Annotated in this window: 4 protein-coding genes; 3 read left to right on the top strand and 1 reads right to left on the bottom strand. The window is 30.1% G+C overall.

What is annotated here, in order from left to right; translation table 11 throughout:
- Positions 1–527, bottom strand: a 527-nt coding sequence (locus V7183_RS25595; protein ID WP_335361296.1) for a LysR family transcriptional regulator, incomplete at its 3' end; no start/stop codon positions are given.
- 120 nt (positions 528–647) lie between these two features.
- Between V7183_RS25595 and V7183_RS25590 the strand changes: the two genes are divergently transcribed.
- From V7183_RS25590 to V7183_RS25580, 3 genes are read left to right on the top strand one after another with little or no spacing between them, the layout of a single operon-like run.
- Positions 648–1,196: a DUF4865 family protein gene (locus V7183_RS25590; protein WP_335361295.1), complete on the top strand. Its 549-nt coding sequence runs from the start codon at positions 648–650 to the stop codon at positions 1,194–1,196.
- Positions 1,197–1,241: 45 nt separating this feature from the next.
- Entirely contained in the window at positions 1,242–1,655 is a 414-nt protein-coding gene (locus V7183_RS25585; RefSeq protein WP_335361294.1) for a tautomerase family protein, read from the top strand.
- Positions 1,655–1,963: a carboxymuconolactone decarboxylase family protein gene (locus V7183_RS25580; protein WP_335361293.1), complete on the top strand. Its 309-nt coding sequence runs from the start codon at positions 1,655–1,657 to the stop codon at positions 1,961–1,963. The genes V7183_RS25585 and V7183_RS25580 overlap by 1 nt, the downstream gene beginning before the upstream one ends.
- Positions 1,964–2,417 lie beyond the last annotated feature (454 nt).

The following is a 2,417-nucleotide window of genomic DNA, read 5'->3' as shown; positions in this document are numbered from 1 at the left end:
ACAAAAAAGAACTCCTTTGAATAGTCAATATTAGATTTTCCTTTTGCTTTTAGTAAACCCATAGAAACTGTTGTACTGAATACTTTTTGAAACGCCGGATCGGAATAATTTCCATAAGTTATGACCATATCAACTCTTTGTTTCTTTAATAGTTGTTGCAGGTGATTACTATTTTCCATATATATTTGATAATTCCTGAAATTTTCTTTGATACTGATACTTAAATAATTTAACAAAATAGATTGTGAAGTTGCTATTCGATAAGAATCTCCACTCATTTTAATTTCATTTTTTGCTTCTTCTACTAGATTTAGTATTTTATTCGTATAATCTAACAAAATATCGCCTGATGGTAATAGTGAAATACCTTTGTTATATCTATGTAGTAACGGTGTTTCTAACTCTTGTTCTAATTTTTTAATTCTTTCAGTTACATTTGGTTGAACATAACCGAGTTCTTTTGCAGCTTTACTGATTGAACCTTCATTCACTACAGTTTTAAATATGATAAGATCATTTATTTCCATTCATTTCAACCCCTTATTGAATATCATTATAAATGATACCATGCATAATTTATACCTATTTTACACTACTTTAATCTCGAATTATCATAATTTATATAATCTTGAAAGTGAGTGATAAACATGATTGGAATGCAATATAAGGTCATTTTGCCAAAAAATTATGATATGGGGATTATTAGAAAAAGGGTGCAAGACAATGGACATAAAACGAATGGTTTTCTAGGGCTTAATTTTAAAGCATACTTAATCACTGAGGCAGAGAAAAATAAAAATTTATATAATTCCTATGCACCGTTATATATTTGGAATAACTATCAAGGAATGAACAAATTTATCTTTGAAGGTTTTTATGACAATATTTTAGAATCTTTTGGATGGCAACATATTAATATCGGTGTTCCTTTATCTATTAACTTAGACAAAGATTTTGATAAAAGTAGATATGTTGTTGAATATGCAGGAAATATTCCTAAAAGCAAATCATTAATCAAAACGCCATTTAATACTATTAATCAATATGTGAAAAATGCAGAAAAAAGTTTGGGGAATTTATTAGTTTATAATCCAGATAAATGGGGCTATAGTCAATTCAGTTTTTATCAAGAAAAACCAAAAATTGACTCATCAGATCACCTTACAGTATATGAAGTTTTGTATATTTCACAATAGAAATTAACATCAAAAACGACACAACAAGAAAGGGAATGAGAATATATGCCTTTTGTTAACGTTTATTACCCTGAAAGTCTATCGAATAAAGAAGAATTAAAAAAGGTGAGCACTAGTATTCACCGTTCGTTAATTGAACACTTTGAAGTTCCTGAAAATGATTACTTTCAAATGTTTTTTCCCTACCCTTCTAATCAATTTTTTTATGATCCGTATTACCTGCTAGAAGGAGACAAAAAGAGAACAGAAAAAATAATGCATGTTTCTATTACATGTGGGCCAGGAAGAACAATAAATCAGAAAAAGAAATTGTATCAATCTATATCAAAAACTATTTCTGATCATTTAGACATCTCTACAGCTGATATTTTTATTACATTAAACGAAACATCTGCTGAGAACTGGTCATTTGGTCAAGGAGTAGCACAAATGGTTAATATGACGGAGGGAAAAGAATAGTGAATGATCGTATCGAATCCAACATACCAAAGAAAATGAGAAAAATGGCCCCCGATTTTGTCGATTATAGTGAAAATATATTATTCGAAAAAATATGGAGAGATCCTACTTTAACATCTAGAGAAAGAAGTTTATGTACACTATCTGCTCTAATTAGTATCGGTAATACTGAACAACTACCATTTCATCTACAATTAGCTGAAAAGAATGGAATGAACGAAAAGGAAATTATTGCTTTGATAACACATATGGCCTTTTACGTTGGATGGCCTAAAGCTGCTTCTGCGTTAAATATAATAATAAATTAAATATGATTACGTTAACTCTGCCAATTGTAAATTGGCTAAGCAGCATCGGTAGGGAAGAGAGATTAACAGAAATTGACTGGTTATGGAAAGAGTTGCTACGAGGGGAAATGTGGGCTCTTTATGTATCGATATTATTTAAACTGGATTATCCTTACAAACTTGTAATGTTTATGTCACCTTCTCCAATAGCACTTAAAAACCCTTCCCTTATATAATTAAATTATATTTACTAAAAGGGGAGTGAAAAAGCATGGATGAAGGAGTTGGGGAAGTTGTAGTTGGCTTATGTGAATTCGTTCTTGAAATTTTGACTTGTGGACATACGAATGGAGAGAAAAAGGAGTAATTCCAATTGTTTTTCATTAGATATGCTGCTTTACATTAGACACCTTTTTATATAGGTGTCTTTTTAGTTTGTATCGGAAAACACTACAAAGGGTAATGAGTATTCTGT

The sequence above is a fragment of the Bacillus sp. JJ1127 genome, assembly GCF_036965845.1.
GTDB lineage: Bacteria > Bacillota > Bacilli > Bacillales > Bacillaceae_G > Bacillus_A.
The sequence above is the reverse complement of the archived record's forward strand: the minus strand, read 5'-3'. Positions and strand labels throughout refer to the sequence as shown.

Bases quoted from the DNA above. Each gene is read 5' to 3' on its own strand.
- V7183_RS25590 (WP_335361295.1), top strand. From the start codon at position 648: ATGATTGGAATGCAATATAAGGTCATTTTGCCAAAAAATTATGATATG.
- V7183_RS25585 (WP_335361294.1), top strand. From the start codon at position 1,242: ATGCCTTTTGTTAACGTTTATTACCCTGAAAGTCTATCGAATAAAGAA.